The sequence below is a fragment of the Agrobacterium larrymoorei genome (assembly GCF_013322225.1).
In the GTDB taxonomy this organism is placed as follows: domain Bacteria; phylum Pseudomonadota; class Alphaproteobacteria; order Rhizobiales; family Rhizobiaceae; genus Agrobacterium; species Agrobacterium larrymoorei_A.
The window spans coordinates 1-26,293 of sequence record NZ_JAAMFB010000035.1 but is presented as its reverse complement, the minus strand read 5'-3'; the positions used below and the strand labels follow the sequence as shown (position 1 = coordinate 26,293).

24 protein-coding genes and 3 pseudogenes are annotated in these 26,293 nt (G+C 56.0%); 13 read left to right on the top strand and 14 right to left on the bottom strand.

Features of this window, described 5'->3' with window-relative positions; genetic code table 11:
• Positions 1 to 114: 114 nt before the first annotated feature.
• From G6L28_RS20395 to G6L28_RS20385, 3 genes are all read right to left on the bottom strand, one after another.
• On the bottom strand, positions 115 to 1,044 hold the full coding sequence (locus G6L28_RS20395; protein ID WP_168333515.1) for an alpha/beta hydrolase: 930 nt from the start codon (positions 1,042 to 1,044) through the stop codon (positions 115 to 117).
• Between the two features lie 82 nt (positions 1,045 to 1,126).
• Positions 1,127 to 2,683: an FAD-dependent oxidoreductase gene (locus tag G6L28_RS20390; protein WP_174065974.1), complete on the bottom strand. Its 1,557-nt coding sequence runs from the start codon at positions 2,681 to 2,683 to the stop codon at positions 1,127 to 1,129.
• 232 nt (positions 2,684 to 2,915) lie between these two features.
• Entirely contained in the window at positions 2,916 to 4,124 is a 1,209-nt protein-coding gene (locus G6L28_RS20385) for an MFS transporter (protein ID WP_168333517.1), read from the bottom strand.
• A 246-nt stretch (positions 4,125 to 4,370) separates the two neighbouring features.
• Here G6L28_RS20385 and G6L28_RS20380 point away from each other — a divergent pair, with 246 nt between their 5' ends.
• A complete protein-coding gene (locus G6L28_RS20380; protein ID WP_174065972.1) occupies positions 4,371 to 5,126 on the top strand; it encodes an IclR family transcriptional regulator in 756 nt (251 codons plus the stop codon).
• Positions 5,127 to 5,388: 262 nt separating this feature from the next.
• Here the strand turns inward: G6L28_RS20380 and maiA are convergent, their stop codons facing one another.
• From maiA to G6L28_RS20360, 4 genes are read right to left on the bottom strand one after another with little or no spacing between them, the layout of a single operon-like run.
• The gene (gene maiA, locus G6L28_RS20375; RefSeq protein ID WP_112960326.1) at positions 5,389 to 6,036 is read right to left on the bottom strand and encodes a maleylacetoacetate isomerase; all 648 of its coding nucleotides are present in this window, start codon (positions 6,034 to 6,036) and stop codon (positions 5,389 to 5,391) included.
• Complete coding sequence (locus G6L28_RS20370; RefSeq protein WP_168333607.1) at positions 6,033 to 6,731, bottom strand: fumarylacetoacetate hydrolase family protein; 699 nt, start codon at positions 6,729 to 6,731, stop codon at positions 6,033 to 6,035. The genes maiA and G6L28_RS20370 overlap by 4 nt, the downstream gene beginning before the upstream one ends.
• Positions 6,732 to 6,764: 33 nt before the next feature.
• Positions 6,765 to 7,535: a maleylpyruvate isomerase N-terminal domain-containing protein gene (locus G6L28_RS20365; protein WP_174065970.1), complete on the bottom strand. Its 771-nt coding sequence runs from the start codon at positions 7,533 to 7,535 to the stop codon at positions 6,765 to 6,767.
• Entirely contained in the window at positions 7,532 to 8,632 is a 1,101-nt protein-coding gene (locus G6L28_RS20360) for a cupin domain-containing protein (protein ID WP_174065968.1), read from the bottom strand. The genes G6L28_RS20365 and G6L28_RS20360 overlap by 4 nt, the downstream gene beginning before the upstream one ends.
• Positions 8,633 to 8,772: 140 nt before the next feature.
• Between G6L28_RS20360 and G6L28_RS20355 the strand changes: the two genes are divergently transcribed.
• Positions 8,773 to 9,255, top strand: a complete 483-nt coding sequence (locus G6L28_RS20355) for a MarR family winged helix-turn-helix transcriptional regulator (protein WP_168333521.1) — start codon at positions 8,773 to 8,775, stop codon at positions 9,253 to 9,255.
• A 382-nt stretch (positions 9,256 to 9,637) separates the two neighbouring features.
• On the opposite strand, the pseudogene G6L28_RS22955 reads toward G6L28_RS20355, so the two are convergent.
• Together G6L28_RS22955 and G6L28_RS20350 are read right to left on the bottom strand one after the other, a co-directional pair.
• Positions 9,638 to 9,802, bottom strand: a pseudogene (locus tag G6L28_RS22955) (IS110 family transposase); the annotation flags it as partial.
• Between the two features lie 104 nt (positions 9,803 to 9,906).
• On the bottom strand, positions 9,907 to 10,785 hold the full coding sequence (locus G6L28_RS20350) for a LysR substrate-binding domain-containing protein (protein WP_168333522.1): 879 nt from the start codon (positions 10,783 to 10,785) through the stop codon (positions 9,907 to 9,909).
• A gap of 323 nt (positions 10,786 to 11,108) precedes the next feature.
• Between G6L28_RS20350 and G6L28_RS20345 the strand changes: the two genes are divergently transcribed.
• The 8 genes from G6L28_RS20345 to G6L28_RS20310 all read left to right on the top strand — a co-directional run bounded on the left by G6L28_RS20345 (position 11,109) and on the right by G6L28_RS20310 (position 20,683).
• Positions 11,109 to 12,371 carry a RuBisCO large subunit C-terminal-like domain-containing protein gene (locus G6L28_RS20345; RefSeq protein ID WP_174065966.1) on the top strand — a complete coding sequence of 421 codons (1,263 nt, stop codon included), beginning with the start codon at positions 11,109 to 11,111 and terminating at the stop codon, positions 12,369 to 12,371.
• Positions 12,368 to 13,735, top strand: a complete 1,368-nt coding sequence (locus G6L28_RS20340; RefSeq protein ID WP_168333524.1) for a four-carbon acid sugar kinase family protein — start codon at positions 12,368 to 12,370, stop codon at positions 13,733 to 13,735. Before G6L28_RS20345 ends, G6L28_RS20340 begins: the two co-directional genes overlap by 4 nt.
• Before the next feature lie 81 nt (positions 13,736 to 13,816).
• Entirely contained in the window at positions 13,817 to 14,587 is a 771-nt protein-coding gene (locus tag G6L28_RS20335; protein ID WP_168333525.1) for an SDR family NAD(P)-dependent oxidoreductase, read from the top strand.
• Between the two features lie 183 nt (positions 14,588 to 14,770).
• A complete protein-coding gene (locus tag G6L28_RS20330; protein ID WP_202033792.1) occupies positions 14,771 to 15,781 on the top strand; it encodes a 2-keto-3-deoxygluconate permease in 1,011 nt (336 codons plus the stop codon).
• A 167-nt stretch (positions 15,782 to 15,948) separates the two neighbouring features.
• Positions 15,949 to 17,505 carry a sugar ABC transporter ATP-binding protein gene (locus tag G6L28_RS20325; RefSeq protein ID WP_174065964.1) on the top strand — a complete coding sequence of 519 codons (1,557 nt, stop codon included), beginning with the start codon at positions 15,949 to 15,951 and terminating at the stop codon, positions 17,503 to 17,505.
• Positions 17,502 to 18,707, top strand: coding sequence for a sugar ABC transporter permease (locus G6L28_RS20320; RefSeq protein ID WP_168333527.1), 1,206 nt, complete (start codon positions 17,502 to 17,504; stop codon positions 18,705 to 18,707). Before G6L28_RS20325 ends, G6L28_RS20320 begins: the two co-directional genes overlap by 4 nt.
• Before the next feature lie 74 nt (positions 18,708 to 18,781).
• Entirely contained in the window at positions 18,782 to 19,816 is a 1,035-nt protein-coding gene (locus G6L28_RS20315; RefSeq protein WP_162723864.1) for a substrate-binding domain-containing protein, read from the top strand.
• Between the two features lie 81 nt (positions 19,817 to 19,897).
• Positions 19,898 to 20,683, top strand: coding sequence for a cyclase family protein (locus G6L28_RS20310; protein ID WP_112960338.1), 786 nt, complete (start codon positions 19,898 to 19,900; stop codon positions 20,681 to 20,683).
• A gap of 112 nt (positions 20,684 to 20,795) precedes the next feature.
• Here the strand turns inward: G6L28_RS20310 and G6L28_RS20305 are convergent.
• The 4 genes and pseudogenes from G6L28_RS20305 to G6L28_RS20290 form a co-directional block, all read right to left on the bottom strand.
• A pseudogene (locus tag G6L28_RS20305) lies at positions 20,796 to 21,170 on the bottom strand (transposase domain-containing protein); the annotation flags it as partial.
• Between the two features lie 46 nt (positions 21,171 to 21,216).
• On the bottom strand, positions 21,217 to 21,531 hold the full coding sequence (locus tag G6L28_RS20300; protein WP_168333529.1) for a putative quinol monooxygenase: 315 nt from the start codon (positions 21,529 to 21,531) through the stop codon (positions 21,217 to 21,219).
• A 106-nt stretch (positions 21,532 to 21,637) separates the two neighbouring features.
• Complete coding sequence (locus G6L28_RS20295) at positions 21,638 to 22,234, bottom strand: isochorismatase family cysteine hydrolase (protein ID WP_112960340.1); 597 nt, start codon at positions 22,232 to 22,234, stop codon at positions 21,638 to 21,640.
• 30 nt (positions 22,235 to 22,264) lie between these two features.
• Positions 22,265 to 22,939 carry a glutathione S-transferase family protein gene (locus tag G6L28_RS20290; RefSeq protein ID WP_174065962.1) on the bottom strand — a complete coding sequence of 225 codons (675 nt, stop codon included), beginning with the start codon at positions 22,937 to 22,939 and terminating at the stop codon, positions 22,265 to 22,267.
• Between the two features lie 237 nt (positions 22,940 to 23,176).
• On the opposite strand from G6L28_RS20290, the gene G6L28_RS20285 reads away from it, so the two are divergent.
• The 3 genes from G6L28_RS20285 to G6L28_RS20275 all read left to right on the top strand — a co-directional run bounded on the left by G6L28_RS20285 (position 23,177) and on the right by G6L28_RS20275 (position 26,028).
• Positions 23,177 to 24,070, top strand: coding sequence for an AraC family transcriptional regulator (locus G6L28_RS20285; protein WP_168333531.1), 894 nt, complete (start codon positions 23,177 to 23,179; stop codon positions 24,068 to 24,070).
• A 375-nt stretch (positions 24,071 to 24,445) separates the two neighbouring features.
• On the top strand, positions 24,446 to 25,198 hold the full coding sequence (locus G6L28_RS20280; protein WP_168333532.1) for an SDR family oxidoreductase: 753 nt from the start codon (positions 24,446 to 24,448) through the stop codon (positions 25,196 to 25,198).
• Positions 25,199 to 25,320: 122 nt separating this feature from the next.
• Entirely contained in the window at positions 25,321 to 26,028 is a 708-nt protein-coding gene (locus G6L28_RS20275; protein WP_337795789.1) for an alpha/beta hydrolase, read from the top strand.
• A gap of 53 nt (positions 26,029 to 26,081) precedes the next feature.
• Here G6L28_RS20275 and G6L28_RS20270 read toward each other — a convergent pair.
• Positions 26,082 to 26,201 (bottom strand): annotated as a pseudogene (locus G6L28_RS20270) (IS110 family transposase); the annotation flags it as partial.
• Between the last annotated feature and the right edge of the window lie 92 nt (positions 26,202 to 26,293).

Genomic DNA, 26,293 nt, shown 5'->3' with positions numbered 1-26,293 from the left:
TCTTCCTTTTATTGCGGCTTGCGCCCAATCGCTCACCTTTAAGCATTGTTGTGGGTGATATCGCCTTGAGCCAAAGGCGACCCAAACACTAGCTCTCGTCCGACAGCAGCTTTACTAATCCGAGCGCCCGCGCATATAGGCACCCAATTCGGCAATCGCCGTCTCAGTCGTGGGAAGCTCGGGCCCCATTGAGAGGAAACCGTGGATCTGGCCGGGATAATGATGGTGGACGACCGAGACGTCGCTGTTCAATAGTTTGTCGGCATAAGCCTGCCCCTCGTCCGACAGAGGATCGTAGCCAGCTGTCAGCACGTAGGCCGGTGGCAAGTCAGAAAAGTCGGGCGCTCGCAACGGCGACGCTCTCCACTCCTCCTTTTCGAAGGGCTCGGTCAAATAGTGATCTCTAAACCAAATCATGGTGCTGCCGAGAACCGGAAGCCCGTCCTCTGCAATCTGATACGATGGCGAGGCGCAGGCAAGGTCTGTCGCTGGATAGATCAAGATCTGACAGGCGAGCCTCGGTTTATTGTTATTTCTGCGTTCGTGCGCAACGACCGCCGCAAGATTTCCGCCAGCGCTGTCGCCACCTACCATTATCCGTGCGACGTTCACCTGCAGCTCGCCGGCATGTGCAAAGGCCCAGTCGACTGCCTCGATCGCATCTTCGATCGCACTTGGAAATTTGTTCTCCGGGGCGAGCCGATAGTCAACCGCCAAGACGTTGGTCTTGCCAGCGAGAGCCAGGCGGCGACATAGGAGATCATGAGATTCCAGGTCGCCCAGCACCCATCCCCCGCCATGGAAGAAAACGAGGAGCGGTAAGTCTCGCTGGGCGTTCGGCCTATAGAGGCGCCCCGCGATGTGGTTCTTCTCCTTGCCTAGGTCGAGGTCCCGCACCTCATCCATCGGGACAGGTAGAGGAGCGCGGGCCCTGCGCGCCGCCGCCATGGCCGCTCGAGCCTGCAAAGGCGTTAAGGTCTCGGTGCGCGGGATATTCAAACTACGCAATCCCCTGACAAGCGCAGCGCTATCTTCATCAAGCATGATTAAAGAAACCTCGTGTGAATGACAGGTTGATCACGAAGATCATCGCCATCGAACTGGTTTGAAGAAGCTAGCCGCGAAACTAGGTCAAAAGTCCTTCAAGTTCGGCCTTTATGAGCAAAGCGGTGACCTTGGAGTAAAACCTACACATCGTGAACGTGCCTCCAGCAATGTAGAATCCCGGCTGTTGAGTGCGCACCCACATATTGCGGAGTTCGTTGTCCTCACCCAGGCCCCAGACAGGACCGATCCGCTCCGCCATGGCGGGTCCGAACATGCTTTCAACGGCCTGTTGCAGCGGTCTGTAACCGGTGCCCAGAACAATAATGTCTGTCTCCAGTCTTTCACCGTCGGAAAGCAAGACGCTCCGTTCTTCCAGTCTCTCAACGCTCGCGCCGGTCTTAAGCTTTATCTTACGATCAATGATGAGCTGAGATGCACCGACATCGATGTAGTAACCCCCGAGATACCTGACGAGCTTCAAGAAAAAGCCTGTGTCGTCTTCTCCATTGTCGAGTTGAAACCCGACTTTCCGGAGACCATCCAGCAGTTCCTTATCTGCCTCGGCCATTTTTCTGCTGAGGGGTCCGTGCAGCCTGCGTAGAAGATCATATGGGACCGACGCCACCATCAGATCGGTCTCCTCAATCGGACGTATCCCTTCATTTTTTCGGAAGGCGGCATACGCCAGCCCCGATTGTTCGATGCTCACCACTGTGGCCGATGACCGCTGAAGCATCGTGACGTCTGCTCCCCGAAGATAAGCATCCTGTGCGATGTCGTGGGAACTCGTCCCTGACCCGATAACCAGAACTTTTTTGCCGGAGACGTCAACGTCGCTGCTGTGTTGACTTGAATGCAACATTTGGCCCCGGAAGGTTTCGGTACCTTCGAATTTCGGAATGTTTGGCTTCCCGCTGACACCGACGGCCATGACGACATGAGACGGTCGCATGGTGCGAGTTTGTCCGTCACGTAATTGAAGATTGACCGTCCATTTCCTGTCGGTCTCGTCGTAGCCGCCGTCTAAAAAGGTAGTGTCGGTCCAGACGTTGATTTCCATACTGTCTGCGTAAAATTCCATCCAGTTGGCCAGTTTGTCTTTCGGTATAAAAACCGGCCAACTCGCGGGGTAGGGAATATATGGCAGATGATTGGTGCAAATTTCATTATGGAGGGTAAGCGAGTGATAGCGGTTTCGCCAGTTGTCGCCCACCCGGTTCATCTTATCAACAACGAGAACATCGACGCCGAGTTGACGCAGCCGTGCAGCCACAGTCAGACCGGCTTGTCCGGCGCCGATCACCAGTACCTGGGGATCCCGATCCTCGTAGCTCTGATCGTAAATACGCTCATCGAGCCAGTTTTTACTCCCCTTTTCAGTCGTGCGATGTGAATCGCGCTTGCGGTTGGTCAACGACTTTTCGGGAAACCCCGTCAGTTGATCCGCGCTTGTCAGGAGCGTTAAGGCGCGTAGCTGGCCTTCGTCGGTTTGATCGGCGACCAGTCGGACGTAGCCCCTTCCGGTGATCGTATCGGTATCAAAAGCGACGAATAGCTCCACGGTTGAGCCGAACTCGCCGAGTTGCTCCTTTCTTGGGTGACCTTCGATCCTGAAGTTTCGCAGGCCGGATTTCACGGCGTATTTCCCGAGCATCTCTTCAATGGCATAAGGACCATGAAACGTCTTGATGGCCCATGTCAGCGCGATGATATCGCGCCAATAACCGTCGGTCGAAAAAAGTGAACCAGCAAAGGCGTAATCCTTTCGCGCAACCGCGTCATTCAGTTGACGTGCCCAGCGATCGGCGCCTTCGAGCGTGGAAATCGTGCTTGCTACATTGATTGACATTTCGCATAGACCTTTTGCGTTAATGAGCCTGTTTCAAGACATTTGCGTAGCGGTAGGGTCCGAGCAGCAGGACCAGACATGCTGCAACAAGCAGGCCCACCACCATCCCAGCGATAGCCGTGCTGTACGACCCCGTCTTGCCGAACGAGACCCCCATCAGAAACGGGCCAAGTCCACTCCCAAAAGTGAAAACAGCAAAGAGATAGCCGTAGATCTCACCGAAGGATCGGAAGCCAAAGTATCGCGCGATCATGAAGGCGATGAGGTCCACCTCCGCGCCGAGGCCAAGACCGACGCAGATCGTTGCGGCCACTGCAACAGCCGGCGTTATTGGCATAAACAGCAAGCCCAATCCAATGAGCGGGATGACGATAAAGAACAGCGTGACATAAGGTGCCCAGATGCGGTCGAGCATGTAACCTGCAACCAGACGACCGACAATGAGTGCTACACCGGCAGCGCTGATTGCGCTTGTCGCAACCTGCGGAGAAATGCCCTGGTCAGTCAGAATGGGTACGATATGGGCGATCACACCTGCCGGTACGCAGACCAAAGCGAAGAAAATGTATGCCAGCGACCAGAACTGCGGAGTGCGCGCGGCCTCTCTGCCAGTCAGTCCGGCCACTTCGCCGTTATGCTGTTTTGCTGCTGCTATTGGATCCCGCAGGAATAAGTAAACGGGGGGAAACGCTAGTACGAAAACCGCAATCCCAAGGCCAACGTAAGCACCGCGCCAGCCAACGCTTGATATGAGATATTGAGCCAACTGCGGAATGAAGATCGTCCCTATTCCTACACCCGTCATCGCTATTCCAAGGGCAAGGCCCCGATGCTTATCGAAACTTCCCGCGACTGCCTTGGCGTAAGGAAGAGGTGTTTGACCCCCAGCGAATATCCCCGCAACGCCGTACATAGCGATGAAAAAGAAGGCCGAAGCGGGCGAAAGGCTTAAAGCGGCTATCGACAGCGCGAAGAGTGTTATTGCGGGCAAAGCGACAGCGCGTATTCCAAATCGATCAACCAGGCGGCCAACAAAGAGGGTGGAAAATCCGGTTGCCACGAATCCGACCAGCACCGCGGTCGACATGGTTGCTCGGTCGACGCCGAATTCCTCCGATAATGGCCTTAGAAATACGCCATAGGCAAATTGTAAAAGTGGGCCGTTGCCAACGATCAATCCCATTGTCGCGGCAAACACGACCCACCACGGGCTTTTATTCCGAGCCATCGCTACCTCCCATAGCTTTGAACTGCTACCTTTCGCATCAGGCGAAAGCGGCCTATATTGAAAAACGGATCAAACGTTCTGAAATATAGAACACTCGGTCCAAAATACGGAATATCATCCCTCCTGTCAAGGTGGGTCGAGAGGTTAGTAATGGCAGTTACATCGAAGGACAGTCGGACCGGTCCCACCGAATTTAAGGATGGTCCCGAAGCGGTCGCAAAACGCGACCCATCGACGGACAAGACGTTGACGAAAGGCTTGCAGCTGTTAGAGGCCTTGAGCCAGAGCGATCAGCCGCGTGGCGTCTCGGAAATGGCCGCTGAGCTGGATCTTACGAAGAGCAATGTTCATCGGCTGGTCCAAACACTGGTGAAAACCGGGTACGTCGCGCGGGATGAGCGGACAGAGAAATATTTCCTGTCGCCTAAATTATGGCATCTCGCGCGCCCGCAGCGCCAATACGCCGCGTTGCGTAACCTCATTCGCCCGACATTGGAGAGGTTAACCGGGATCACAAACGAAGCCGCGACCTTTGCTGTTTTCGAACGCGAGGAAATCATCATTATTGATCAGCTTGATACAAAAACGTCGCAAAGGCTCTTCTTTACACCCGGCCAGGTCCTACCAGTAGACGAGATCGTTCTACGAGGTAAAAGCCTCACCGCATTTCAGATGCTTACGCTTTCAACCTTTCCAGAAGTGGAAGCAAGACAGATAATCTCCAAGATTGCCCGACAACTCGCCAAGCCCGCCGACTTCATTGATGATCGTATGGCTGAACTGGTGAAGATACGCGTTGAAGGCTACGCGATAAGCGACGGCGGATGGAATCCTGATATCAGGGCTGTCGCAGCACCGGTCTACAATCGATACGACAAGCTGTTCGGTATTTTGATGACGTTCGGTCCAACTGAGCGATTAAACCAACGAGAGTTTGCAAAAGCAAAGACCGCAACCCGCGAGAACGCGGAACTCGTGACCGCAACTCTTTGCAAGGATTGAACTTATCGTCCGAATGTGCCGACCAATTTTTTCTTGGGTATCGCTACGCCTACGTATGGTGTGGTTGTGGCGCAGGCAAATAATATGGCTATCTCTGCTCAGTGAACCGAATATGCGGTCCGGCGTGGTAAGGCTGCTGCGCTCCCACTGGATAAGCGCTCGCCTCTTGTCGAGGCGAAGCGCTTATAGCCGATCCTGGTGCTGCTCACCGTCGTGGCGCCATCTCTTCGCCAGTTAGTCGGTGACGGTCGTTCTCTTCTTATCAGCCTTCGCTATCTGGCTGTTTCGCTGGGTGCGCATCGGCAAACGCTGGAAGAGCAGTGCAGGCCTTATACACCGACATTAATAGGGGATACCGAGAGATATCGACATTGAAGCGATCCGCCGAGAAGATCTGTGGAACGAGACAAATATCCGCAATGCTCGGCGTCTCGCCGTAACAAAAGTCACCGAGCCTCTCCTCTCGCTGCAGTAGCGCTTCGCATGCCGCAAGACCGTCGCCAATCCAGCGTTGGCACCATCGATCAAGCTCGGCCTGGTCCTGGTGGAACTCCGCTTTCAGGTATTCCAGGACGCGAAGATTTTGCAGCGGATGGATGTCGCATGCGATGGCCTGGGAGAAAGCCCGAACCTTCGCGCGTAAGCTTCGATCTCGAGGGAGCAAGGCTGGTTCCGGATAGGTCTCGTCGAGCCATTCGATAATCGCGAGCGATTGTGTAAGAACCGTATCATCCACTTCCAGCGCGGGCACAAGAGCCTGGGGGTTGAGCGCCCTGTAAGCCTCGGACTTTTGCTGACCGCCATCTCGGCGGAGATGAACGGATCTGAAATCAGGACTGAGACCCTTCAGATTGAAGGCGATCCTGCAGCGATAGGCAGACGAACTGCGGAAGTAACCATGAAAGATCATTCAGCTTCCCCAACATAAAGTTCGACCGCTGGCAGCCCGGTGATCTCGCCCCGGATTTGATCGCCGGTAGTGATGGCGCCAACGCCGGCCGGCGTGCCTGTGTAGATCAGATCGCCAGGTTCAAGGTGGTAGTAACCTGACAGGTGCGAGACGATTTCAACAGGTGTCCACACGAGATCCGAAAGCAGCGCGTCTTGCTTGACGGTTTCGCCGACCGACAGCCAGATGCGTTGCGGACCAATTTCGCCCACCGCAGCTTTGCGGACGATGGGAGCGATTACGGCGGACTTCTCGAAATTCTTGCCTAGGTCCCAAGGCCTTTGCTTGGCCCGGGCAGCAAGCTGGATGTCACGTCGTGTCATGTCCAGGCCGGTCGCATAGCCGAAGATCGCTTCAGCCGCCTCCTCGGGGGTACCCTTATAGATCGGCTTAAGTATCGCTATCACGAGTTCCATTTCGTAATGGTAATTTTCTGTTCCGCATGGGTAGGGAACGGTGGCCCCGGTCGGCACGATGGCCTGGGCGTCTTTCAGAAAGTAGAACGGAGCTTCCCGATCAACCTCGACGCCCATCTCCTTTGCATGGTCCGCATAGTTGCGGCCGACGCAGAAGATGCGATGCACCGGATAAGTCGCGCTCTCGCCAGCGATCGGGACCGCCGGATATTCGGGTGAGGCAAAAAGACGGTTGGTCATCTCGGACACGGTGTTCTCCTCCTTGGTGGGCGATTAGAAAGAATGATTGGTGGCAATCCCGGGAAGCGGCCCGGTCGCTTTGACGTTGTGAACGCCGCGACCGGTAACCCATCTCGCCAGGTCCGCGGCTTTACCTCGAACGATCACGTCTGACGTGGACCGCCCAAAGACAACTGGCATCTGCCGGTCCGACGCATGCAGGCTGAAACCTTCATGGTGATTCCATTGCTGGGCGCCATGCGCCAAGAGAGCATCGACCAAGTCGGGTGGGAAGTCTGCGAAAGAACCGCCGTTGCCAAGATCGAACGCGTTTAACCAGATTGAACGAGCACGTTGCCAAGCCGTATCGCGAACAAACACTTCTTTCTGGCTGGGAAGGCGAAGCACCGCATCCCATTCATCTCTGCGCAGATCTCGCCATTCCACGCTAAGGTGGACTTCGGAGTGTTTGAACAGGTGGCGGAGGGCGGCGGCTGGAAGGGTTAGCCCCAGTTCCACGCTATCAGCTTCGGCCAGGAACGGATCTTCGCCGGGCGTTAACACGCCGTTCCGAACCCATTCGATAATCTGCGCAAGGGAGCGTGCGCGATACGCCACATCGCAGACGATGCGTCTGAAACGAAGCCCCTCGTTTGTCTGTGCGGCTAGCTGCCTATCGCTGAGTTCATTCAGCTTTCGCGCGAAGTAAGCGGTTCCAAGCCGGGCCAAGCGGAGTTCTTGGGCAGGAGCTTTGGGGTCGTCATATCGCGCACCCGGGCCAAGCCGCTCGCGCAGTTCAGCGCGCGCGTCCGTGCTCCCGGTCATTGCGGAGCCGCTCCTACCTGAACACGGGCGAAGTTAAGGCGTTCAATGATCGGCGCATCCGAGAACCGGAAGAGGTCAAACTGTGTCTCGGCTTGCAATGACCACTGAACCCAGGAAGGAACGACGAAGAGATCGCCCTTTTCGAGGATGTGTATGGTGCCATTGAGAACGACCGCGCCGCGGCCTTCGAACACCTGGAATACACTCGAGCCGACCTCGCGCCGCGGAGGGGTCTCAACACCCGGGCGGAGCCGGTGAAACTCGGCCCGGATCGTCGGCATGACATCTCCGCCGGTGGTCGGATTGACGTAGCGGATCGCAGCGTGTCCCTGCTCCACAGTCGCTGGCTGTCCTTCCTCTTCCAGGAGAAGCTGTTCAGTCAGCGCGCGGTCGGTGAACTCCCAGCGATATGCGCCGATTGGCGACGATACGGTATTCTGCAGTTCGGAGAGCGGGCGAAGTCCAGGATGACACCAAAGGCGTTCACTCCGGGAAAAAACGGGCGTCGCGTAATCTGTCACGCGCTCGGAACCGAATTCAAAAAATCCCACGTCATTCTGATAGGAAAACGGAATATCCAGGCCATCGATCCATGCCATGGGCTGATCGGTATCGTTATGATGACCATGGAAGTTCCAGCCGGGGGTTAGCAGGAAGTCGCCCCGGCTCATTCTAACCGGATCGCCATTGACGACGGTCCAGACGCCCTCGCCCTCGACAACGAAACGGAATGCGTTCTGGGAATGACGGTGCTCTGGGGCGGTCTCCTTCGGACCAAGATACTGAATCGCGGCCCATAGAGTGGGGCTGACATATGCCCGACCGTCGAGTCCTGGATTGGCCAAACCGATAGCGCGCCGTTCGCCGCCTCGTCCAACAGGCACCAGGTCTCCTGCCTTCTGCGCCAGCGGATAGAGGACCGACCATTTCCATATGTGGGGAACGGCACGCGGCTTCGGGTGGAACGGCATCAAGTCGTTCGTCTGGGTCCACAGAGGCATCAGGTTCTGCGCGTGGAATGCCGCATAGAGGTCATCAAGCTGTCGCTGTTCGTGTCGGCTCATGGGCGTTGAGTGTGCTGGGTCATCCGGGTTCATGATTTCCTCCCATCGCGTTCAAAATAATAAGACCACTTACTATATCGTAGGTACACTTACCGATTATGGATTGTCAATGGCAGTAGGTTCGGTCTACGTGAGGGTTAGATTTAATGCGGAGCGGAACGGAATTGCTGCGGATGACGAACTACGAGTTCAATGACGACCTCTACGAAGCGCCGGGCCACCTCATCCGGCGCCTCCAGCAAGCTGCGGTCTCAATGTTCATGGCAGAAACCGCTTCCGCCGGCCTCGACCTTACCCCAGTGCAGTTCGGTGCCTTGTCCATGACGAGACATCATCCCGGGATCGATCAGGTGACCCTTGCCGGGCTTATCGCCTACGACAAGGCGACCATCGGCGAAGTCGTTTCTCGCCTTATTGAAAAGGGCTTTCTAGCAAGAAAGGTCAGCCAGTCAGACCGACGATCGCGTGAACTTTACATAACCGACAGCGGACTGCATTTGCTTCAGGAAATCGCGCCGAGCGTACAGCGCGTTCAAGATCAACTCCTTGCGGTCCTCAGCGAGGGCGAGAAGGTGCAGTTTCTCGGTCTTCTTAAAAAGGTGACGGAGAGCGTCAACGACAAGAGCCGTGCACCGCTCCGAACCGTCGGCAGGTAGGCGCCCGTACCGGCGCCAAAGAAGATGAGCAGAAGCCAGGCTCTGCCGCTTCGTGATGGTGCTCGACCAACGGTTTGACGGGATGCCGTTCGTTTGACAGAGGTATCCGAAGAGGATGCTCGATCCCCTGATGGTCCTCGATCTGAGAACCACCGGCCTCCTGAAGTTCGGGGTCAGCACCGATGCTCCCCGCGCGAAAGCGCAGGGCGATGGACAGGCGCTGAGCGAGGCTGTCTATGTCTACGGGGCGTTCGATGCTGATGGGTTATTATATGCATCGCGGTTGACAGGCGCGCAGTGCCTTCCGGTCTACGACCGTGCGGTGACGCGTAACGCGCTCCTTCGAGACGCGCGCCGCCTCGTGGCTGTAATCCGGAACTCACGCTGCTGTGAGCCCGCCAGCCCTAAATAGCCGGTACGAGTCCGATGTCATCTCGACGGTTAATGTTTACTCTGTCGCCCGACAACCCGGTTTTCTAGGAATGAAGGGTGGAGCGACAACCATACATTGATGCCCGAGTGATCGGATCAGCCGATGAAGGCCGTAGCTCGGCGCAGAGGAGACCTGCGAACCCGTTCGCCACGCGTTGCAAGTGCTTCTATGCGTTCAGAACAGCGGGTAGCACTTAGATCTGATCTTGCTGCCGCCAGCTAGCCGACTTCAACCATTTTCGCTTCGATCCAACCGGCTAAAGTCTTGACATCCAAATTTTGCCTGAGGTGATGAGCAATCCACAACTGTAATCTGTGAGGCCCAAGAATGAAGCCGAAAGGAGCGACAAGCTGTCCCGCATTGATCTCTCGCTGAACGAGATATTTTGGGGCTATGGCGAGACCTGCGCCAAACGTAGCTGCCTGCAGCATGAGATAAAAATGCTCATACTCTTCCGCAATCTTTAGTTCCGGAACGTCCTCTCCAGCAGCCCGAAACCATTCTTCCCAGGCCCCCTTGCGCGTCGCGGTTCCCAATATTTGTGCCTCTTTTAGTTCGGCAGGATGTTTCAAGGGATTTCGCGACAGGTATTCCGGACTACAAACAGGCCCGATCTCCTCCCCGATCATATCTAAGATAACCACGTCGTCTGGCGGACTATACATGGTGTTCCTGATTGCGACGCTTATACCGTCTCTCGCAAAATCGACTTCACTGTAGTTCACGTTAAGACGGAAATGGATATGTGGATTCAGGGCTTTGAATTCCGGCAATTTCGGGATTAGCCAGTATTGCATGATCGTCGCGGAGCAGGACAGCGTCAAGGGGCCGGCTGAGAGTCGTGCGACAGCCAAGTTGAGGGAGCGAAACCCCTCGCTAAGAGTTAGTGCCATCTCAGCTCCCGCTGGCGTCGGCTCTGACGATTTCGAGAGGCGCCGGACAAGCGTCGTCGCATAAAGGCGCTCCAGCTCACGGATGTGACGGCTTATCGCGCCATGGCTGACATCCAATTCCTTTGCGGCTTTTGTCATGCTTCCCAGTCGGATTGTAGCTTCAAACGCACGAAGGGCGTGCAAGGGAAGATTTGCGTAAGACATCCGACAGCCTCTTCTTATACTACTATGTGCGGGAACCAAACGGTCGGACAGATGATGTCAGGTTGGCGCACAGATATGTCGCTCTAGATTAGCATGAACCCCGTGTTCTTCTAAGAGAGAATGCCTAGAAACCAATGATTTTCGGCAGAGGTTATGTCGCTAACGATTTTCTCTCTTGGCACTGAATACCAATGATGTGATTTTAAATCACATCATTAGGCGCGCATTGTGCCTGTTCTCGGCCAGCCGAGGATGTATCATCCCAGCACGATCATGGGGTACGGAGGAGGATCCGGTACGCTATCGATCGAGGAGGATTGATAGTGACCGATTCCGTGCGCCTTGAGGCTGATTACATCCTCGAGACATACTTGCCGCCCGAGCAGGCTGCAGAGATCATCGCAGGCGAGCAGTCAAGCGGTACGTTCGTTGCGGTACCAGGTGAAACGCCCGAATTGAAGGCGCGTGCGGCGGCGAGAGTGGAATCCCTCGAGACCATCGCAACTTACAACGCTATCCCAGCTCTCGACGGTCGATACCCGACCGACGCCACAATGCCCCTGCATCGGGTAAAGATGACGCTGTCTTGGCCTATTGGAACTGTTGGGGTATCGCTTCCTAATCTGATGGCCACAGTCGCTGGCAACCTGTTTGAGCTGGCGTGTGTCACGGGTCTGAAGATCGTCGATATCCGGTTTCCAACTCCGTATTTCCAGAAATATCAAGGTCCCGGATTTGGAATTGACGGTACAAGGGAGCTTTGTGGCGTTCAATCAGGACCTATTATCGGAACGATTATAAAACCTAGTGTCGGCCTCACGGCGGATCAAACTGCCTCCCTGGTGCAAGAGCTGGTCGCGGGTGGGATCGACTTCATCAAGGACGACGAGCTGCAAAGCGATTCCTCTGTCTGCCCCTTCGATAATCGCGTTGATCGCGTTATGCGGGTTATAAACGACGCTGCAGAGCGCACCGGCAAAAAGACGATGTATGCCTTCAATCTGACCGGCGATATGGATGAAATGCGGCGACGTCATGACAAGCTGGTGCTCGCCGAAGCAACCTGTCTTATGGTTAGTCTCAACTCGGTTGGAATGGCCGGTTTCGTCGCCCTCAGATCCTTCAGTCAACTCCCAATTCACGCTCACAGGAACGGCTGGGGGTACCTGACCCGCCACCGTTCATTAGGCTGGTCTTATGTTGCGTGGCAAAAACTCTGGCGACTAGCCGGCGCGGACCACATGCACGTGAACGGTGTCGACAACAAGTTTTCCGAGGACAATGATTCGGTTCTCAAATCCGCGCGCGAATGCCTGACACCCATGTCGGAAGATATGCCTTGCCTCGTGATGCCCGTATTCTCGAGCGGTCAGACCGTGCGTCAGGCCCACGCTACCTATTCGGGCTTGCAATCAGATGACCTGATCGTCACCGCCGGCGGAGGGATCGTGGCTCACCCAAAAGGCCCGGCTGCGGGTGTCCAGGCACTGCGAGATGCTTATCAAGCCGCAATCTCCGGAGAAAGCCTAGACTCAGCGTCGAAACAAAGTGAAGTACTGAAACTCGCCTTGGGATCGAGCGTATGAACCAGGAGCTTGAGCCTCTTCCTTCAGGTCCTTTGCTGTCCTTCTATGGCGACGATTTCACGGGATCGTCCGCCGCAATGGAAGCATTTGCCTGGCAAGGGATCAAGACCGTGCTTTTTCTCGACGTTCCATCAGCGGAGCGTTTGGCAGAGTTTTCTGAATACAGATGCATTGGCGTTGCAGGGATAGCGCGCTCCAAGAGTCCTGTGTGGATGGATGCTCAACTGCCAGCAATTTTCGAACGGTTGGCGCAAACCGGCTCTCCCATCGTGCACTACAAGGTCTGTTCGACCTTCGATTCGTCTCCACAGATTGGCTCCATCGGAAAAGCCGCCGAACTGGGTGCGGAACTATTTCCCGGTCCGATCCCGATGTTGGTGGGTGACCTCGGGATGGGAAGAATCCAGGTTTTCGGGCACCTCTTCGCTCAAGCCAACGGTCAGTATTATCGATTGGATCGTCATCCAACGATGGCCAGCCATCCGTCGACGCCGATGCACGAATCGGACCTGGCCAGACATCTCGCATCGCAGACTAACCTGCCCGTATCGAATATTGACTTTCTCAAACTGAAAGCCGGCGATCAAACAGAAACCATAGGCCAAGCCTCTCCAGAAAAACCGCATATCTACTCAATTGATCTTGTCGATGCTGAGACTTTGGTTTCCGCGGGCAAGGTTATCTGGGCTGGGGGCAGAGGGCAGAAGTTTGTTATCGGTTCGCAAGGTGTGCAGGCGGCACTCGCGGCTTACTGGCGTTCGGAGGGTCTGCTAACTGATCCGCTCATTGAAACATCGGTGCAGGCTGTCAATAGAATTGCTGTGGTGTCAGGGTCGGTATCGCCCATGACCGCTGCACAGATCGATCATGCCACATCCCATGGCTTTGAGGCGATCCGACTCGATCTTGGTCGAGTGTCAGACCAAATTGAATGGAATGCCGAGGTCGATCTCGCGGTGAGCAGATCCAAGGCTGCACTTTCCGAAGGTCGTGATCCTCTGGTCTTCACAGCCAAAGGTCCGGACGATCCGGCTGTCAGTCAGTTCAAAGAAAAATTCTATCATGATCGGATGACGGCAGAGGCCGCTAATGATCTCATTGGAAGTAGCCTTGGGCAGATACTGGACAGGCTGATCATCGAAACAGGACTAAGTCGTATAGTGCTGTCAGGAGGAGACACTTCGAGCCATGCTGCGCTGAGACTGAAGATTGACGCCTTGACCAGCGTTGCGAAGCTGTCTCCTGGCGGTCCATTGTGTCGGGCTCATTCTGCAGACCCATCCAGAAACGGAATTGAGATCGCTATGAAGGGCGGACAGGTGGGATCTGTCGGCTACTTCACAGCGGCTAGAGACGGACAATGAAAGCGTTGCTTCGCTTCAATTTATAAGAGCGTGAGTGAACCGGTATATTGCCGGAAATTTTGGCGTCAGGGAGGAAACGACATGCCAAACGAGAATGAAACTAGAGTTGCGCTTGTGACTGGCTCCGCCATGGGCATCGGTTTTGCAATCGCAAACCATCTCGCTTTGGACGGCTTTGTCGTTATCATTGCCGATATTAACGGGGATGCGGCAGAAAAAGCAGCGACCGAACTTCGAGCTGCTGGGCTTAAAGCCAAATCACTGGTTATGGATGTCGGCAACGCCCATTCGATCGCGCAGGCTTTCAAATCCGTTGAGTCTGAACATGGCCGCTGCGATATTCTGGTCAATAACGCGGGCATCGCCAAGACCTTTCCTTTTATCGACTTTCCATACGAAAACTGGACCGCGACGATCAACATCAATGTGACGGGTTCGCTGCTGTGCAGTCAGCATGCTGCGCGCCTGATGCAGCGATCCGGCTGGGGCAGGATCATCAACATTGCATCTGTCGCTGGTGAACGCGCTGTGGGCCATGGGCGCACCGCTTATGGAGTATCAAAGGCCGCCGTGATCGGACTGACGAGACAGATGGCCACCGAGTTGGCGACGTTCGGCATAACCAGCAATGCTATTGCGCCCGGTCCGGTCGACACGCCTCTCACGGAGGCTTTGCATTCCCCCGAGTTCAGGGCGACGTATACGGCCGCCATTCCGGCAAAGCGTTACGGGAAGCCGAATGAGATTGCGGCGACCGTTTCGTTTTTGGCGTCCGAGGGTGCAAGTTATGTCAACGGAGCAATCATACCTGTAGATGGCGGGTTCCTCGCTGCAGGGGCTCTCCCGGCTTGAACAAAGATGTCGGGCCAGCATAGGCGTAATACGACTGAGTATTCGTATGGTGTGCCACCACTTAGGGACGAGGAGCCCTAGGTCACTAGCACATCCATCGAAGTAGAATTCGCAGAACTTCGACTTCAACGGAATGTGACGTGCAATACCTGGGAGGTAGGGCGCGGGGAAGGAGTGTGCCTCATGGAAATGCAATTCAGACAGGGATCTTCGTCAATTCCTTTCTTCAAAACGATGCAAAAAGTCCCAGCAGGGATGATGTTGATTCCGCTCATTCTGGGGGTGCTGATCAACACATTCGCTCCCGACGCTCTAAGAATTGGTGGCTTCACCCAGGCTTTGTTCAAAGACGGCGCCTTAGCATTGATAGGGCTGCTGATTTTTGCGACCGGTGCGCAAATTACCGGTAGCCACAGCGGGAAAGCAGCCGCAGCAACGACGAGTGTGGTGCTTTTGTGCAAAACTCTTATCCCGGCGGCAATCGCCGTGATCCTGGGCCTTATATTTGGGCTCGAAGGGTTTTGGGGAATATCCATTCTGGCCTTGCTTGCGATTATGGGCAACAGCAATGGCGCATTGTGGTTGGCGTTTGCTGGCGAGTATGGCGACGAGCGGGACACAGGTGCCTACGTCGCCAGCGCCTTTGATGATGGTCCATTTCTCGCCATGATCTTCCTGGGAGCTTCGGGGCTCGGTCAGATCCCCTTCATGGCCCTTGTTGCAGCAATTGTCCCTTTTGCACTCGGCCTCCTGGTTGGCGCAGTCGATCGCGAATGGACGCGCGTTCTCGATAGCGTGCCGAGCATTACAATCCCCTTTATGTCATTCGCGGTTGGGACCGGCATCAGTTTGGGCACCGTAATGACAGGCGGAGCCCAAGGCTTACTCCTGGGCGTCGGCGTCGTGATTTTCACCGGAGGGCTCACTTACCTTGGTTACCGGTTTCTACTGCGCCGCGGAGTCAAAAGCGGAATTGGTTTTGCCGCAGGTACGACGGCTGGCAACGCGGTGGCCGTGCCTATGGCCGTGGCGGCCGCCGATCCCCGCTTCCTGCCTTTCGTTGAATCGGCCGCTGCCCAAACTGCCACCGCTGTGCTCGTTACTGCCATCCTGGCACCGATCGTCGCCTCTTGGGTTCTCAAGCGCTCAGGTGGGCTGACAGTGCACGAGCCAGTGGCGGCAAGCGTCGCATGAATAGCTTTGTCGGAGGCAGCGTCGACTGGCATTGCCTTCGAACATAACGATCTGCGCCTCCGTATCTGTTGAGCATGGCTTATCGGCTAGTACAGATCACGTTCAGCGCAGCTTTGAACATATGGGTCATTCGTTGGAGGAGGAGCCACGACATGAGTTCCAAAGAAATGAAAGCAGGCATCAAACCAGCGGAGGCGGACGTCGAGCTTATTGCCGCCGCGCTCTCAGGCATCGATAAACGATACGGCTTGGTGCACGCACTCAAAGGTGTTTCGATTTCGTTTAATCGCGGTGATGTCCACGCAATCGCCGGCGAGAACGGCGCTGGCAAGTCGACTCTCATGAAAATCTTGTCGGGTGTGATCGGAAGCTACGAGGGATCCATCGAGATCGAAGGCGAACGCTGTCGATTTGACAGTATCCGTGACGCAGAACGGCATGGTGTGTTCCTTGTCCCGCAGGAACTCAATGTCGTCCCGGAGCTACGAGTTGGGGAATACCTTTACCTGAACAGGGAACCTCGTCGCTGGGGCATGGTCGACACGAAAACCCTCTGGACAGATGCGGCCCGCTGGCTGGCCGTCTTCAAGCTCCAAATATCTCCGTTACTGCGAATGGGCGATCTCAGCACGCATCAGCAACAGCTCGTTAGTATTGCTCGGGCGATGACGCAGGGTGTCAAGCTGCTCATTCTCGATGAGCCTACCTCAAACCTCACCGAGCGCGAGACCGAGCTAATGTTCGAACAGATTTCCGATCTACATCGGCACGGTGTTACCACCATTTACATCTCCCACCGCCTCCACGAGTTCGAGCGCATCGCAAACGTGGTCACGGTGATGCGAGATGGAGCCGTTGTCGATCACTTTCGTCTCGAAGGCCAAAAGGACACACCTCGTCGGGTCGTTAAGGCCATGGTTGGGCGCGATCTCACCGAAATGTATCCAAAAGTAGTCGTCGAACCCGGCAGGCCGATTTTGTCGCTACGAGACTGGACGATCGCCAATGGCGGACCCGGCCGTCCCTATCTCGTCGAAAATCTCGATATGGACGTTCGAGCCGGGGAAGTCGTGGGGATTTTCGGACTGCTCGGTTCGGGCGCCTTTGATCTGACCCGCTCGCTGTTCGGTGCCCATGAATCTCAGGTTCGGGGCACCATGCAGATCGACGGACGGACGGTTTCGGTCAAAAACCCGCGCGACGCCATCCGCAGCGGCATCGCTTATGTACCTGCCGAGCGCAAACGCGACGGGCTGATCGAATCCCACTCGATCACGAGCAACATGACGCTCGCCGCCCTCAGCCGGTTGACGCGTTTCGGCGTACTCGACCGTGCCGCCGAACTGACGCGCGTGCAGACGTATGTCAAAAGCCTCAAGGTCAAATGCGGGTCTGTCGAACAGACGATCTCCCAGCTGTCAGGCGGAAACCAGCAGAAGGTGATTGCAGCCAAGTGGCTCCTCACCGAGCCGGATGTGTTCATCCTTGAGGAGCCGACGCGAGGTGTAGACATCAATGCGCGCGTGGACTTTTACGCACTCGTCAACGAACTCGCCGCGGCAGGTAAAGCCATCATCATCGTCTCCACCGATCTCCCGGAGGTTCTGGGAATGGCCGACCGGGTCATCGCGATGCTCGAAGGGAACATTGTTCGTGAGTGGCGGCGCGGGGAGGCGACGGAAGAAGATGTGATGACAGTTGCAGCGGGTGGATCCAGGCAATGAACGTGAATGCGAGGTCGACAGTGACGGCACAAAATACAAAGAACAAGGGACTGACCTTCCGGGAGCTGCCGGCGATGATGGCCCATGGCGAGCTTCGGCTGCTGCCTCTGATCATCGTCCTGCTGGTGGTCTGGATGGTTATGCAATATCTTACCGGTGGGCTATTTCTCAGCCCCCGCAACCTGACCAATCTGAGTGGTCAGGTTGCCATTACCGCAATGCTGACTTGCGGGGCGGTCTTGCTGATGATCCCCGGATTTATAGACCTGTCGCTCGGTGCGACTGTCGCCGCCGCTGCCGTTGTGGCGGCGCTCGCTGGCGTCAACCTCGAGCTTTCGCTCTGGCCGACCATTCTGGTGACGCTTGGCTTCGGGCTGCTGATCGGGGTGTGGCACGCGTTCTGGATCGCCTGGATGAAGGTGCCCTCCTTCATTGTGACCTTGGGCAGCCTACTGGCCATTCGCGGTCTTTCTCTTGTGATAACGAACGCCGAAACCATTTCACCCAACCCCGATATCCTGGTGATCTCAGACACGTCGCTGTCGCCTATGCTCAGTGCTGTCGTTCTCATCGGGTTCTGGCTAGTGTTCGCCCTGCTGCAAATGCGGGAATGGCGTGCCCGGCAGCAAGCCGGAATACAATCGTCGTTTCTTTCCGTCGTGGGCATACCTGTGACGTCCGTAGGGATCTTCGCATGTGGCGTGACACTTGTTTCTGTCAGCTATCGTGGCCTGCCGTTACCAGTGGTGTTCGTGCTTGCGGTCGCGGCGGTGAGCGGATGGCTGCTGCGTTACACCGCTTTCGGCCGCCGGCTCTATGCCATCGGCGGTAATCGTCAGGCGGCGCTGCTCGCCGGCATCAACATCCGCGCACATGTCTCGATGGTGTTCGCCTTTATGGGCCTCCTCTACGGCTTGGCGGGACTGGTCCTAGTCGCGCGCCTCGACAGCGCTCCTCCCGGCGCCATGCAAGGTCTCGAACTTAACGTGATTGCCGCCGCCGTCATCGGCGGAACCAGCCTCATGGGCGGCCGGGGGACTGTAGCAGGAGCGGTGATTGGCGCGATCCTCATGGAGAGCCTTTCCAATGGAATGAGCCTCATGAACCTGCCGTCAGCCTATCAGTCCATCACGGTCGGTCTCGTCCTTCTGTTCGCGGTCTATGCCGACATGCGGGGACGCGGCGGACGATTTGGAGACTGACCGAGCAAAAATTGCAGAAAGGGTAAAGACCTTCAACCGTCGCGGATCGTATGCGACAAAACTGGGAGAGAGACATGACAAAGGATATTGAGAAACGCGGTATTACCCGCCGGCAAACGCTCGGCGTCGCTGGCGCGGGGCTGCTGGCCACCTTGGTGAATTTCAAGGCGGTCTATGCGCAGGACAAGAAGCTGAAGGTCGGACTGATCATGCCGAACTACGATCAGCTACGCTGGAAGAATGCCGACCAGGCATTTTTCGAGAAGCAGGCCGCCGAGCTCGGAATAGAGGTCCTGGCACAGGCCTCCAACGCGTCGGAATCGCTACAGGCCAGCCAGGTAGAGAACATGCTCACGCAGGGGATTGATGTCCTCGTCCTCACTCCGGTCAATGCAAACGCGGCCAATGCGCTAATCCGAAAAGCCAAGCAGGCAAACGTGCCTGTCATCAACTACAACTTCCTGATCAACAAGGGTGATGTCGTCTGCTTCCTTGGTCGTGATGCGGTCGAGATGGGCGAGAAGATTGCCCAGGCTGCGGTAGAGGCCCATCCGAGGGGCAACTACGTGATCGCTGCTGGCGAGGAATCGACGAGTGTTGCCAAGGAAACGCGACAGGGCTTCCTCAACGTGCTCAAGCCGTTCATTGACAAGGGCGACATCAAGTTGGTGTCCGACCAGTTCAACAAGAACTGGTCAACAGATAGTGCGCGCGCCCAGGTCGAAAACGCTCTGACGAAGAACAACAACGATGTGGTCGCCGTTCTCTGCGGCAATGACGGCACCGCATACGGAGCAGTTCAGGCCCTGCAGGCACAGGGTCTCGGCGGCAAGGTGTTCGTCACCGGCGTCGATGCCGAGCCCCGTGCACAGGAGCTCATCAAACAGGGCCTGATGGCACTGTCCAACTTCACGGCTTTCGACCAGATGGGGGTGGAGGCCGCCAAGGCCGCATATGCGGCGGGGCAGGGAAAACCCATCGAAGCGAGTGCCACGGTCAACAATGGCTTGAAAGACGTCCCCTGGATCAAGATCCTGAACTTTAACGTCAACAAGGACAATCTCGATCAGACCACTAAGGATTTCCCCTGGTGGTTTGCCAAGGCCTGATCGAGAGCAGCGACCCTTGGTCCTCCCAAGACGTCCAAGGGTCGCTATACTATCAGAGTTACATCTGGAAGGACCCGAAACGTGGAGAAAATCGTGACAGAACCTTTGCTGGTGGATGCGGCGGGAAACCATGGCGATCTGGCGAGCCGGCTTGGAGCCATGCTGCGGAGCATGCGGGTGGTAGACCTCTCGCCGACCCTAGAGCGCGGAATTCCCAACTGGCCGATGCACCCGCCCTTGGTGATAGACAAAGCCAGGATCACTGTTCGCGATGGATACTATTGCCAGTTGTTGATGATCTCTGAGCACACCGGCACCCATGTAGACGCGCCCGCGCATTTCCATGACAATCTCATGCATATGTCTATCGACACATTTCCGGCGGACAAACTTATTGCTCCCGCCGTACTGTATGACTTCTCCGACAGGAACCTGCAGGCTGGCGATCTGATTACCCTTGATATGGTAAAGGCTTACGAGTCCGAGAAGGGGGTGCAGATTGGCGAAGGTGAAATCCCGCTAATCAACTTCGGCTGGATGCAGCGCTTCTGGCGAACCGACAATCAAAGCACCTGGTTCGTCAAAAACTCTCCCGGCATTCGAGAAGATGCAATCATCTATTTCAAAGAGCGGGGCATTCGCGCGATCGGTTGCGACACCGTTGCATGTGATATGGCAGTGGTGGATGGCGTGGGCCAGGAGACGACCGGGCACACTACACACTGGCTACCCAATGGTATCCTGATCATTGAGATGCTTGCGAACCTGCATCAGCTTTCTCTGCGCAGTCTTTTCGTCGCTACGCCGCTGAAGATTAAGGAGGGGTCAGGATCGCCCCTCCGGCCTCTCGCCTTCTGCGAGCGTTGAATGCGAACTGCCTTGTTGGCCCGGGACACGGCACAGATTCATCGGAACGAGCATCAGGCTCAACCAGCGAATTGACAGCAGGCGATTTCTGAACTTGGGCGAAGGCCGCAGGTCAGGCCGCCTGAGCACTCAGCGTCTTGGGCATCCGGTGCCACGGCAACAGTTGCTCAAGCCTGCTAATCGGCGTATCCGCGATTTTGGCGAGGACATCGGCAAACCAGATTTGCGGGTCGATGTTATTGAGCTTGGCGCTCATGATCAGTGTCGCCAGGAACGGGGCGCGTTCAGCATCACGATCCGATCCGGCAAACAGCCATGACTTCCTGCCGAGTGCAAAGACTCTGAGCGCGCGTTTGGCAGTATTGCTCGACAGGCAAATCCGGCCGTCAGCGAGCAGTGACTCAATGCAATCCCATCGCTTGAACTTGTAAGCTATTGCCTCGGTGACGAGAGAACTTCGCGACAATTGTGCTCGCCTGGATTGGAGCCTGTTATGCAGCTTTTAGGCGAGCGGCTGGCTTTCTTGGCAAAAGTCAGTCGGAATTGCATCTAACGGTATGGTCAACGATACTGAAGGTTTCGATCTCCGGTTCGCCCGAAACGAACAATACCGTCTTTTCACGATGCTCGGCCATATGCTCAGATTGACGATGCGCTGCAAGCGCAGCTTCATCAGCGTAGATTTCCATCAGCATGTATGTGCCAGCGTATTCGTGCGAACGGAACAATTCATACAGACAGTTGCCCGGTTCGTTGCGACGGACTGCCGCTGCCTGAGCCGCGAAGGCGTCTTCGAAATCAGCTTCTCTTCCCGGGTTAACTGCAAGCTTTACCGAAACAGCGATCATCGTCATTTTTCCTTGGTGTCAGGGCGCAGCGATTATAAATCGTGCCGCCGCTCGCAGCATTGTGTGACGCAAAGGTGCCTTGCGTCACACACAGTCCGGCTCTCGTTCAGCTTTCAGCCAGGAACTGCTGCGTCGTGATAGCGTTGGCGTAAAATGGCGCAATTTCGGCGACGAAATCGTCCTGCTGCTTGCGGGTATAGCCGGCCGATGCGTCATAGACGACATTGGTGTGGTAGCCGAGGTCGTGCGCGTTGCGCATCGAGGATTCGACGCACTGGCGCAGCGAGAAGCCGGCGAGGTAGATGTCGAAGATCCGATTGTTGCGCAGATAGCTGTCGAGTGTTGTTCCGACGAAGACGCTGCTGCCACCCCCACGTTCGCGGACGACAAATTCACCTTCGGCAGGTTCGAAGCCGGGGTAAAAGTCTGCCTGCTCTCCAAGGAACGAGCCGTAGGTCCGCATCATCGAACGCAGGCCATATTTGCCCTCGCCGAGGACCTTGTAGGTCGGCTCGAACTTCAGCGAGGCGTGGATGACGTGCATCCCGCGACGCCGCGCTTCCTCCAGGATGATTTTGGAATTGGCGATCGCCGTATCGACCTGCTCGCGGTCCTGGAACATGGGGTAGATGCCGCCGGACGGCGACAGCCAGTCGTTGACATATTCGATGAGGATGAGTGCGCTTTTGCTTGGTTTGGTCATGTGATTGTTCCGTATGCTTATTGTTGGAGATCAGGCAGCAATCATCGCGCCCTGCTGGCGCAGATGTTCGCGGAAGAGTTCGGGATAGTTATCGAGCACGGCGTCCTTGACGCTGGGGCGATTGGCGAGCGCTGCGCGCCATGCGGTCACGCGTGGCAGGCCGTCGAATATCGGGGCCGATATTGCCGCGTCGATGATGCCGAAATAGCGGAACAGCGGTGCGTAGACCGCATCCACCAGGCCGAAATCGGCTCCGGCAAAGTACGGCCCGTCGCCCAACTCCGCCTCAAGCTTGGCCAGGCGATCACGGAACGCGGTTCGCTTGGCGTCGGCGGTCGCCATGTCCTTGGCGTGGAGGAACTGCCAGCCTTCCGCCATAGTCTGCGTTGCGAATTCGATCCAGGCGCGGTGTCGGGCGCGCGATAGCGCGTCGTCAGGGTACATTGCCGCACCGCCCTGAGTCTCGTTGAGATATTCGCAGATGACCACGCTTTCGAAGAGGATCGCGTCGTCTTCGCCTGGTCTTCGGACTTTCAATACGGGCACCTTGCCAGTCGGCGAAAGCGCAAGAAACCAGTCAGGTTTGGCCGACAAATCGACATTGATCCGCTCGAAGGGCACGCCCTTTTCCAGAAGAACAATAGCGGCGCGCTGGACAAAGGGGCAAAGAGGGTGGCTAATGAGGGTGAGGCTTTTATCTGTCATGATTGCTTCTCAATTTTCTGTTTGCTCGTGGTGGCGATCAGAGGAGTTGCCCGCCGGAGATGTCGAAAGTGATCTGTCCTCTCTGAAAAGATCCCTGCACAATACTGAGCGGTGCGTTTGTTTCACCGCAATCCAGATACGCCAAACCCACTGCTCTAGCGCGCCGAATGCTCTCATTTTATTGCCTGATTATCTCAAGGCCTTTTCATTCTCGATAATAAGTGGCATAGAGTGGGTATGACTGAGCAACTGCGTCCCCACCTCGACCTCGCCCTGCGTCACGCAAGCCAGGGGATTACTCTCACACCGATTCCTCGATTGGAGATCGGAGTGGGCCAGAGCACATCTGGCACATCGCCTTGTCTCTATCGGTCTATGATCTGCTTTATCCTGCAGGGTTCGAAGGATGTGGCGATCCGTGACTCGCTGATGCGCTACGACTCTCAGCAATATCTTGTCAGCGCGCTGGATCTGCCACTGAGCGGACAGATTCACGATGCGGATGACGGTCAGCCATACGTTTCGGTGTCGCTGGTTCTCGATCCGTCTCTGCTCTCTCAAGTGGCGTCCCAAATGCCGCCCGTGCGCGACACAGATGCACCCGGAATTGGTATCGCAATCAACTCAATGACACCGCCTCTGCGCGAAACCCTGTTGCGCCTCCTCACTTTGCTTGACACGCCAAGCGATATTCCAGTCCTTGCACCGATGGCAGAGCGCGAACTGCTTTATCGTCTCCTGCAAGGATCGCAGGGACGACTTTTGCGCCATATTGCGCAGCCCGAGGGCGCACTGGGCCGCATCCGCCGTGCTGTGGAGTGGATACGTGATCATCAGAACAGGCAATTGCGTATCGAAGACCTGTGTGAAGCCAGCGGCATGAGTCGAGCAAGCCTACACCGTCATTTCGTAGCACTCACTGGTCTCAGTCCAATCCAGTATCAGAAGCAGCTCCGTCTGCAGGAGGCACGACAAATGCTGCTCGCTGGAGATCAGAATGCTTTGGATGTGGCATTTGCAGTGGGGTACGAAAGTGCCTCGCAGTTCAGCCGTGAATATGTCAGACAATTTGGCGCCCCGCCGGTGAGAGACGTGCGCCAACTCAGGCACTCGATCAGCAGCCCGGTCTGAGGTTTGAACTTAAGTTTGTCGTTGTAAGATAAAGTTTTACAGTGATTACGATAGCGCCGGTTTTGGCTTAAGCTTTGGCCCCTCTGTGTTCATTCCGATAGTCGTCGCATTAATGTCAGTCAGCGGTGGCTTGGCACTGAGTATTGCATAATTCAGCATTAGTCCGGGGTTGCCCTATCGGCCATCGGCTTTCTGCAAGGCGACACTCTTTGTCTCAGGACCAGCGGACCTTGAGACGATCAGGCAATCTATTGAGCTGATCGGATAGGACCAAAATCCATAGTCCCATTAAATTCAAGTCAATCGACACGGAAGTCGAGCGCAGCAAAGCGCCCGGCATCGTCGAGGTTGAACTCAAGATAATGGACTAGGTTTATGACACGTCTCAATGGAAAACGAACTCTGATCACCGGTGGCACGTCTGGCATTGGTCTCGAAACGGCAAAGCAATTCCTGAACGAAGGCGCACGCGTCATCGTGACCGGAAACAATCCCGACTCTATCGACAGGGTTAAGTCCGAGCTGGGTTCTGATGTTCTGGTGTTAAGAGCGGATAGCGCGAGCGTAGAAGCTCAGCAGGAACTCGCCAGCAGAGTAAAAGAGCATTACGGGCAGCTGGATGTTGCTTTCTTCAACGCTGGTATTTCGATCTGGCAGCCCATCGAAGCATGGACACCCGATATGTTCGACCGCATCTTTGCGATCAATGTGAAGGGTCCATATTTCCTGACCCAGGCCCTGTTGCCTGTTTTTGCCCACCCGGCATCAGTTGTGCTGAACACCTCTATCAATGCCCACGTCGGCGCCCCCACGTCTTCGGTTTACGGCGCTACCAAGGCGGCCTTCCTGAACCTCTCGAAAACACTGTCTGCAGAATTGCTTCAGCGTGGTATCCGTTTCAACGCCGTCAGCCCAGGCCCGGTGGACACACCTCTTTACGACAAGCTCGGTGTTCCCGACGCCTATCGCGAGCAAATCAACCAGCAGATTGTTGCAGGTATTCCGGCCGGTCGCTTCGGCAGTGCAGCGGAGGTAGCCAAGGCTGTCGTTTATCTCGCGTCTGATGAGTCGGCTTGGACCATCGGTTCCGAGATCGTGGTTGATGGCGGGCGGATGTTGAACATCTAATTGACTGACCGAGCCAAAGCCTCAAGGCCCGCTCACCGCAATCCCATGGACGTTCATGCGGGCGCCTGGACGTCCATGGGCAATACCGTATTTCTGAAACAACAAACGCAGAGGCTTCCGTCGTGACCAACAATTCGCTTCCCATAGCCACCAATAGCGTGGTCCTTGTGCATGGAGCAACAATGGATGGATCATCATGGCGCCCCGTGCACGACATACTGAAGGCGGCCGGACTTGAAGTCGCCGTTGTTCAGCTTCCGTTGACGAGCCTCGAAGCCGACGTTGATGCGACCTTGCTGTGCATTGCGCGGCAGGTAGGAAACGTCGTTTTGGTTGGGCATTCCTATGGCGGGGTTGTCGTCTCTGTGGCTGGGACTCACCCGAAGGTGCGCGCGCTTGTATATGTTGCAGCGCTCCAGCCGGACGAGGGTGAGAGCCTTGCCACTCTTGCTGCACGGTTTCCTTCCGAAGATCACATGCTCGATCTTGGAGACGGGACAGTCATACTTGACCCAGTTCACTACGCCCATGACATGGCGGATGATATCCCATGTGGAGATGCGGCTTTTCTGGCGGCATCGCAACGCCCTACCGCGATGACCATCTTCGGCACCCCGGTTACGCAGCCCGCTTGGCGCCACAAACCGAGCTTCGCAATGGTTGCAACGAACGATCGGATACTCCACCCTGAACTTGCTCGGTTCATGTATGAGCGCTCCAATTCCAAGGTCATTGAGGTCGAGGCAAGCCATGTGCCCCATCTCTCTCGTTCGAAAGTTGTCGCCGACGTCGTTCTAGCAGCGGCGAACAGCGTACCGGAGAGGCGGTAGCATTTTGTCCTCATGGATAATCTGCCTGCCCACAAAGCCGCCGGTGTGAGCGACGCCATCTGGCGGCGCGTGATGATACCGGAGACTTCCCGAGCGATGTAACGTTTCAATGCCCGAATTGCGTCGAGCTTGGAATGCCCCGCAGCAGCACGCCGGGCGACATATTTGTTGGTTTCCATGCGGAACTGAGCCGGTTTTTCCACCGAGAAGTGAGCCACCTCTGACTATGGTTTTATGATTGGGTTTTGGTCAAGGGATTGGCTTT

Bases quoted from the DNA above. Each gene is read 5' to 3' on its own strand.
- G6L28_RS20395 (WP_168333515.1), bottom strand. From the start codon at position 1,044: ATGCTTGATGAAGATAGCGCTGCGCTTGTCAGGGGATTGCGTAGTTTG.
- G6L28_RS20385 (WP_168333517.1), bottom strand. From the start codon at position 4,124: ATGGCTCGGAATAAAAGCCCGTGGTGGGTCGTGTTTGCCGCGACAATG.
- maiA (WP_112960326.1), bottom strand. From the start codon at position 6,036: ATGATCTTTCATGGTTACTTCCGCAGTTCGTCTGCCTATCGCTGCAGG.
- G6L28_RS20370 (WP_168333607.1), bottom strand. From the start codon at position 6,731: ATGACCAACCGTCTTTTTGCCTCACCCGAATATCCGGCGGTCCCGATC.
- G6L28_RS20365 (WP_174065970.1), bottom strand. From the start codon at position 7,535: ATGACCGGGAGCACGGACGCGCGCGCTGAACTGCGCGAGCGGCTTGGC.
- G6L28_RS20360 (WP_174065968.1), bottom strand. From the start codon at position 8,632: ATGAACCCGGATGACCCAGCACACTCAACGCCCATGAGCCGACACGAA.
- G6L28_RS20355 (WP_168333521.1), top strand. From the start codon at position 8,773: ATGACGAACTACGAGTTCAATGACGACCTCTACGAAGCGCCGGGCCAC.
- G6L28_RS20350 (WP_168333522.1), bottom strand. From the start codon at position 10,785: ATGTCTTACGCAAATCTTCCCTTGCACGCCCTTCGTGCGTTTGAAGCT.
- G6L28_RS20340 (WP_168333524.1), top strand. From the start codon at position 12,368: ATGAACCAGGAGCTTGAGCCTCTTCCTTCAGGTCCTTTGCTGTCCTTC.
- G6L28_RS20335 (WP_168333525.1), top strand. From the start codon at position 13,817: ATGCCAAACGAGAATGAAACTAGAGTTGCGCTTGTGACTGGCTCCGCC.
- G6L28_RS20330 (WP_202033792.1), top strand. From the start codon at position 14,771: ATGGAAATGCAATTCAGACAGGGATCTTCGTCAATTCCTTTCTTCAAA.
- G6L28_RS20325 (WP_174065964.1), top strand. From the start codon at position 15,949: ATGAAAGCAGGCATCAAACCAGCGGAGGCGGACGTCGAGCTTATTGCC.
- G6L28_RS20320 (WP_168333527.1), top strand. From the start codon at position 17,502: ATGAACGTGAATGCGAGGTCGACAGTGACGGCACAAAATACAAAGAAC.
- G6L28_RS20315 (WP_162723864.1), top strand. From the start codon at position 18,782: ATGACAAAGGATATTGAGAAACGCGGTATTACCCGCCGGCAAACGCTC.
- G6L28_RS20300 (WP_168333529.1), bottom strand. From the start codon at position 21,531: ATGATCGCTGTTTCGGTAAAGCTTGCAGTTAACCCGGGAAGAGAAGCT.
- G6L28_RS20295 (WP_112960340.1), bottom strand. From the start codon at position 22,234: ATGACCAAACCAAGCAAAAGCGCACTCATCCTCATCGAATATGTCAAC.
- G6L28_RS20290 (WP_174065962.1), bottom strand. From the start codon at position 22,939: ATGACAGATAAAAGCCTCACCCTCATTAGCCACCCTCTTTGCCCCTTT.
- G6L28_RS20285 (WP_168333531.1), top strand. From the start codon at position 23,177: ATGACTGAGCAACTGCGTCCCCACCTCGACCTCGCCCTGCGTCACGCA.
- G6L28_RS20280 (WP_168333532.1), top strand. From the start codon at position 24,446: ATGACACGTCTCAATGGAAAACGAACTCTGATCACCGGTGGCACGTCT.